Origin of the sequence: Nostoc sp. PA-18-2419, assembly GCF_005869855.1 — a bacterium.
Taxonomy (GTDB): domain Bacteria; phylum Cyanobacteriota; class Cyanobacteriia; order Cyanobacteriales; family Nostocaceae; genus Nostoc.
In genome coordinates, this window is record NZ_SZNH01000007.1 from 263,251 (window position 1) to 270,472 (window position 7,222).

Here is a 7,222-nt window from a genome sequence, read left to right on the forward strand (position 1 = left end):
AAATTAAGGAATAGGTAGGAACTGGGGGCTGGGAGATGTAGTTCGACTTCGCAGTAGTTGAGCGTAGTCGAAACTCACCAACCGAAAGATGAGGGAACAGGGGAAGTAGGGAGAGAATAACTCCTAACTCAGCACTACCTAACCAAAGCTTTCACAGTCTCTAGCTTTGCTCTTAACTCCGCACTCCCCAAGCCTGAAGCTAAAAATCTCAAATCGAAAATTTTAAAGATGCAACCTACAGATCCAAATAAATTTACAGATAAAGCCTGGGAAGCGATCGTAAAATCTCAGGATATAGTCCGTGCTTATCAACAACAGCAATTAGATGTTGAGCATTTAATAATTGCCCTGTTAGAAGAACCTACTAGTTTAGCAATACGTATTCTGGCTCGGTCTGAGGTCGATCCAATCCGCTTGCAACAGCAATTAGAAGCTTTTACCCAACGTCAGCCGAAAGTTGGCAAAAGCGATCAGCTTTACCTTAGTCGTAGTTTAGATGTTTTACTAGACCAAGCCGAGGAAATTAGAGCCAGGATGAAAGATTCCTACATCTCTGTGGAACACATTCTACTGGCTTTTGCTGAAGATGAACGTGTTGGACGGCGGATACTCAAAGGCTTTAATGTCGATGCAGCGAAGCTGGAAGCTACAATCAAAACTATTCGCGGTAGCCAAAAAGTTACAGATCAAAATCCAGAATCCCGTTATGAAGCTTTACAAAAATTTGGCAGGGACTTGACAGAACAGGCAAAATCTGGAAAACTCGACCCGGTGATTGGACGGGATGACGAAATTCGCCGGGTAATCCAGGTATTGTCCCGCCGCAGCAAAAATAATCCGGTATTGATTGGCGAACCTGGAGTAGGTAAAACTGCGATCGCCGAAGCTTTAGCCCAACGGATGGTCAACGGTGATGTTCCCGAATCGTTGAAAAATCGCCAGCTAATCTCTTTAGATATGGGCAGTTTGATTGCTGGGGCTAAATACCGGGGTGAATTTGAAGACCGCTTGAAATCTGTTCTTCGGGAAGTGATGGAATCTAACGGGCAAATCGTTCTATTTATTGACGAATTGCACACCGTAGTCGGCACAGGTTCCAATCAACAAGGAGCGATGGATGCGGGAAATTTACTCAAACCCATGCTGGCGCGGGGAGAACTGCGTTGCATTGGCGCTACTACCTTAGATGAGTTCCGCAAACACATTGAGAAAGACGCCGCCCTAGAACGCYGTTTTCAGCAAGTATTTGTCGATCAGCCAAGTGTGGAAAATACTATTTCCATTCTCCGGGGATTGAAAGAGCGCTATGAAGTTCATCACAATGTGAAAATTTCTGATTCCGCTTTAGTAGCAGCAGCAACTTTGTCAGCGCGTTATATTAGTGATCGCTTTTTGCCAGATAAAGCTATTGACTTAGTAGATGAGGCCGCAGCACAGTTGAAAATGGAGATTACCTCCAAACCAACGGAATTGGAAACCATTGACCGCCGCCTGATGCAGTTAGAAATGGAAAAGCTCTCATTAGCTGGCGAAGAAAAGGGTACTCCCCAAACAAGGGAACGTTTGCAGCGAATTGAGCAAGAAATCACCAATTTGACTCAAAAGCAGCACGTATTTAACGATCAATGGCAAGGTGAAAAGCAGCTATTAGAGGCGATAAGTAGCTTAAAGAAAGAAGAAGATGGGCTGCGAGTGCAAATCGAACAAGCGGAACGTGCTTATGACCTGAATAAAGCCGCCCAATTAAAGTATGGGAAATTGGAAGGAGTACAACGCGATCGCGAAGCCAAAGAAACCAAACTTTTAGAAATTCAAAGTCAAGGTTCCACTTTGCTGCGAGAACAAGTCACCGAAGCCGATATTGCCGAAATCGTTGCCAAATGGACAGGAATTCCTGTCAATCGACTGTTGGAATCGGAACGACAAAAATTACTGCACCTTGAAAGTCATTTGCACCAGCGAGTCATTGGGCAAGAAGAAGCTGTAGCAGCAGTAGCAGCTGCAATTCGCCGCGCCCGTGCGGGAATGAAAGATCCCTCGCGTCCCATTGGTTCATTTTTGTTCATGGGGCCTACAGGTGTGGGGAAAACCGAACTTGCACGTGCTTTAGCTCAATTTCTCTTTGATTCTGATGATGCATTAGTGCGCTTGGATATGTCCGAGTACATGGAAAAACACTCTGTCTCTCGGTTAGTAGGAGCGCCTCCAGGATATATCGGCTACGAAGAAGGCGGTCAACTTTCTGAGGCGATTCGCCGTCGTCCCTATTCAGTGGTGCTGCTGGATGAAGTGGAAAAGGCACATCCAGATGTATTTAATATTTTGTTACAAGTTTTAGACGATGGTAGAATTACTGATTCTCAAGGGAGAATAGTAGATTTTCGCAACACCGTTATCGTTATGACTAGTAACATAGGCAGCGAACATATATTAGATATATCTAGTGATGAGTCAAAATATGAAACCATGCGTCAACGGGTAATGGATGCCTTGCGATCGCATTTTCGTCCAGAATTTCTCAACCGCATTGACGATTTAATTCTCTTCCATACCCTCAGCCGTTCAGAAATGCGGCATATCATCCGGATTCAACTCAAACGCGTAGAAAATCTGCTCCGCGATCAAAAAATCTTCTTTGAAATCTCCTCATCTGCCTGTGATTACTTGGTAGAAGCAGGTTATGACCCAGTTTACGGCGCTCGTCCACTTAAACGAGCAATTCAGCGAGAAGTCGAAAACCCCCTCGCTACGAAGTTACTGGAAAATACTTTTATTTCTGGAGACACGATTTTCATTGAAAAAAATGAAAACGGTCTGTCTTTCAGTAAAAAAGTGCCAATGAAAATCTCAGTCACACAAATTGTGACCTAGACTTGGCGAATATTTGCGATCGCTGATTCCTGTCTGAAAAATAGGGTTGACTGTTGAGTGATGACGAGGAAAGAAGTATTTTTTGCCTTCGTTGTCTGATTTGTCGTATCACTGTCTAACTTCAAAATAGCGACTGGGAGATGAACAGATGGGGAACAGAGGGTATAGGAGAATAACTCCTTACCAAAGAACGTCTCCGACTTTACTCAACAGTCAACACCCCCCATTATTTCAGCAATACCCTATTAGTTCATTGCCAGTCCATTCCAAGGTGTCACCAATTTTGTCGCCGTCGTGGTAAGCGGCAAGTAAGATTTCGCTGGTTTTACCCCAAGCGATCGCTCCACTAGCATCTAAGGCGATCGCTCCTAAATCGCGTTTATTTTGGTACGCTTCTGTCAAGGAGCGCTGCATCGCATCTTTGAGGGACATACCATCAGCAACACGTACCACGATCCTGGCTGCTAAACACTCATCAATAATATCTTCCCCAATACCAGTACAACTAACTCCCGCTTCTTTAGTAGCATAATTACCTGCCGGCATGGCAGAATCACTTACCCGCCCAATCCGCTCAAAGCCCTTGCCACCAGTGGAAGTTCCTGCACTTAGTCCGCCATAGGCATCTAAAGCTACCACCCCGATGGTACCCCGTCCCGCATTGCTGGTTTCCGCTAATTCGGGTTCTGCCACCACGTTAGCCATCGGACTTTTAAAATTATCCTCACGTTCTTGGATCCACTCTTGCAATCGTAAATCAGTTAAAGCGTTATAGCTGGGAATTTGCATTTCCCGTGCTAATTCAGCCGAGCCGAAATCTGATAGCACTCGGTCTGGCGAGCTTTGTAAAAATTGTGCCAAGTCAATGGGATTTTTTACCCGCGAAATATTAATTACACCACTAAATCGCCCTAAAGTGCCATCCATTAACGAAGCACTCATGCGGATTTGCCCATCAGATTGCAGCACTGAACCAGTACCAGCATTAAAGCGGGGGTTATCTTCCAGCATTTGGCAACCCTGTACTACCGCCTCAGAGGCAGTTTTTCCGCACAATAGTAAAGAATAGACTTGTTCTACAACTATATGAAGCGATCGACGTACCGCTTCCAATCCTCCTTTACCGTGGAGAGAACTACCAGCTCCGCCATGAATAATTAATTTAGGTTGCACCTGTGACTCCATTAATCCTTTGCGCTATTTGCGTCTGTGTTGCGGTTAGTTTCATTTTGAGCTTCAGAACGGCGACGACGACAACGCTCTGAGCAGTATTTCACATCTTCCCAGCAATCTTGCCACTTTTTACGCCATGTAAAAGGACGTTGACATACCGGACAGATTTTTGTAGGTAGGTCAGATTTAGAACGGACACGTCCCATATTAATACTGTGTAGATGAGAATTTGGTTTTAGAGAGGGATGGAAAATAATTATAACGACTTTCTTACGAAGGGAGGATACGTTAAGTGAATAAATGTTTTGTCAATCTCTCATGAGATTTACTTTTTAAATGCGTGGAAGTATAAAGCTTGAGTTAGATAGCTTGAATATTAAGTAAACTCCTATATTAGGACACATAAATTCTGTAAAAATATTTAATTAAATATTTTTTTGTAAATTTAGAATTGAGTAATTTAATTTTTAATTTAGAGTATTATATTCTGAGAGTAGACAATCTAAAAGTTTACGTTCATAATGATTGAAATCTGAAGCAAATGTTCGGAACTCCTGTAATTTTTGATAAATCAAATCAGGTTCAAAAACTTCTATACGTTCTTTGATTTGAGCGTGTATCTTTTGGAAGGCAAACTCAGTTGCCAAAGCTGAGGCAATTTGTTGGCGTTCTCCACCAAGTAATTGACTATTGAACTGATACCTACCTTAAGTCTCTTAGGATAATATTCCTAAGGCAATCGCTAACAATAGAGTTTGATAAGCTAGCTTTAATTCTCTACTTGAACCAATTTCTTCTGGTATTAAATCAGGAAAGTTTTCCTCTTGCTCAATTTGTTCGCCCTGAGTACGTTCATAGCAATCTCGATAAAACTCAATTTGACTGAGAAAATAAGCTGGAAAACCCAATGAATTTATCAGAATACATAACCGTTGCTCATCTTCAGCTAACAAGGCAGTTAAACTACGACTAAAGCGACTGTAAAGCCCAAAAATTTGTTCTTTATCTTTTGCTCCTACCCAGAGAGTCGTTTCTCGTTGAGAAGTAGGGTTTAAGTTAGCATCAATATCTTGAAGTCGCAGCAACAAGTTAGCACGATTGTAAAGTTCATTCAAGCGTTTAGTAGCAGTATCTACCGCAATTAAATCTGATTGCTTTAACACTTCTCCAATAGACAAATTATGCAACTTTTCAAATTGTTGGCGAGCAAAGTGCATAAGTTTGTTTTCAAATTCTTCAGCAGAGATTTTCCATGACTGAGAACGACTCACCTGTTCTTGAGTAAATTTTTCAGTTGGTAATGTGGTAAGGAAACTTTGGTAATAAGCATCAATATCTGCGTCTGTCAAAACTGTGAGTTTAATTTCTGAAAAGTTCGTCGTAGCTTGATTGCGTTGAGCAACCAAATTATTGTATACTTCAGAAAAATTTGATGTGGCTTGTCGTAAAGTTTCAAATTTTTGTTTAGCTATTTTAATCAAATGATTTAACGCCTCAACACGGAGGTTTTGGGCGTATAAATCATACTCTAACTTTAATTGTTCGTTGTAGCTACGTCGCAATTCTACAGCAGTTGCTTTTAAACTGCTTTCTAATCGTTGAATTTGTTTTTGAACCTTCTGAATGCGATCGCGGATATTAGTGCTGTATTTCAGCCAAACGATACCTAAATAAGTAAAAATTGTTACCGCAGTCCAAAGCAAATAACTAATAAAGTTAGCCCAGATTTGTTGCAAAAATCCCCACAATGTTGATTGACTAAAAATTCCGCTCAGAATCAACAAGGCAAATAAAGCAACAGTAACCAAGGTAGGATAAATGATTAGATACTGAGAGCGAAAACGGTTTTCCTCTGTTAGCAATTCATTGAGGTTGTCTGTAGCTGTTTCGAGTTGATTTTCAATGGCAGTTAAGTGATTCTGAACTACATTAATCGCTGCTTGGGCTTGTTCGCGAGTGCGAGCGATCGCCTGAGTGCGAATTTGTCGAGCTTGTTCTATTTCTGTGTTTAAAGCCTGGCGATACTCAGCAATTGCTTTTTCTAACTGTTCTTGAATTATTTGTATCTCTTGCAGCAGTTCTTGAGAATTTGCTTCAGCTAAAGCATCTTGTAATTGTTGCCGACGCAATTTTAAGGAAAAAACTTGGTTGAATAAATTTTGAGTAGCTTCTTGATCAATTATGACTTGCAATCTTGAGTCGAGAAATGCTTCAGCAGCACGCAGTTCTGTAACAAGATTCTTAGAGCGATCGCCTCCCAAAGGCAAAACTTGATTTTCTAAAATATAAGTTAGCTTTTTAATTTAAAATTTAGATGCTCAAGTAAATATAATTATCAGCTATTACAATTTATTTAAGCCTCAAATTAAATTTATTTAACACAATACTTTTAAAAACTATTTATTTTGATTTAGCAATAATTAATTATTGCTTGTATCGAATAATTATTGCTATTTCTATTATTTACATTATATTAATACTTATATTAAAAAAAATCACTGCTATTTAGAGAAATATTTAACAATTAATATTAGTTTAAATTAATAAGTAAGTAAAATAATTTAGTTCTTAAGTTATATATTAACTACTACATTACTACGTTGATAAATGTCACGTCTTTATTAAAAATATGAATTTTCCTAAAAGCTGAAGATTATCTATTTTTGAAAGTCAGTAAATATATATGTTGAATTTAGAGAATTAGCAAAAAAAATTATATGTACGTTGAATTACCCTTGACAAAAAGAAAAATATATTATTAATACTTTTTTCTCGTTACCACTTAATATTGCTAATATTTTTTATAAATTTATAAAAATTCTATAACTGATTTTTTATACTCATGTAGCGCTTTCAAAGATTGTCTGAGCCACAACTTTTATTAGACCTCTTGCAAAAATATTTTATGGTATGATATTGGGTTTTGTCGCTTGAATCAATCTACTTATGCGATACGAGCAAACAAAAAAGTTATCGAATCGGCAGTTCAAACGTTTGGTTGGGGTGCAACAACGCACGTTTGATGAAATGATTAAGGTGTTAAAAGATGCAGCTAATTTGAAGCAAACACGAGGTTATCCAAACAAGTTAAGCTTGGAAGACCAAGCTTTAKTTTGCTTACAATATTGGCGGGAATACCGAACTTACTTCCACATTGCTAGTGAGTGGGAAATATCAG

5 protein-coding genes are annotated in these 7,222 nt (G+C 39.7%); 2 read left to right on the forward strand and 3 right to left on the reverse strand.

Annotated elements, in window-relative coordinates; translation table 11 throughout:
* Nucleotides 1–228 precede the first annotated feature (228 nt).
* Nucleotides 229–2,871 (forward strand): ATP-dependent chaperone ClpB, encoded by a 2,643-nt coding sequence (gene clpB, locus FCR06_RS10185; protein WP_138499166.1) that lies wholly within the window; start codon nucleotides 229–231, stop codon nucleotides 2,869–2,871.
* 231 nt (nucleotides 2,872–3,102) lie between these two features.
* Here the strand turns inward: clpB and FCR06_RS10190 are convergent, their stop codons facing one another.
* From FCR06_RS10190 to FCR06_RS10200, 3 genes are all read right to left on the reverse strand, one after another.
* Nucleotides 3,103–4,056: an isoaspartyl peptidase/L-asparaginase gene (locus tag FCR06_RS10190; protein WP_138499169.1), complete on the reverse strand. Its 954-nt coding sequence runs from the start codon at nucleotides 4,054–4,056 to the stop codon at nucleotides 3,103–3,105.
* A complete protein-coding gene (locus tag FCR06_RS10195; RefSeq protein WP_138499171.1) occupies nucleotides 4,056–4,250 on the reverse strand; it encodes a DUF2256 domain-containing protein in 195 nt (64 codons plus the stop codon). Before FCR06_RS10195 ends, FCR06_RS10190 begins: the two co-directional genes overlap by 1 nt.
* A 510-nt stretch (nucleotides 4,251–4,760) precedes the next feature.
* Nucleotides 4,761–6,311, reverse strand: coding sequence for a hypothetical protein (locus tag FCR06_RS10200; protein ID WP_138499173.1), 1,551 nt, complete (start codon nucleotides 6,309–6,311; stop codon nucleotides 4,761–4,763).
* 679 nt (nucleotides 6,312–6,990) lie between these two features.
* Here FCR06_RS10200 and FCR06_RS10205 point away from each other — a divergent pair.
* On the forward strand, nucleotides 6,991–7,222 hold a 232-nt coding region (locus tag FCR06_RS10205; RefSeq protein WP_138499175.1), incomplete at its 3' end, for a helix-turn-helix domain-containing protein.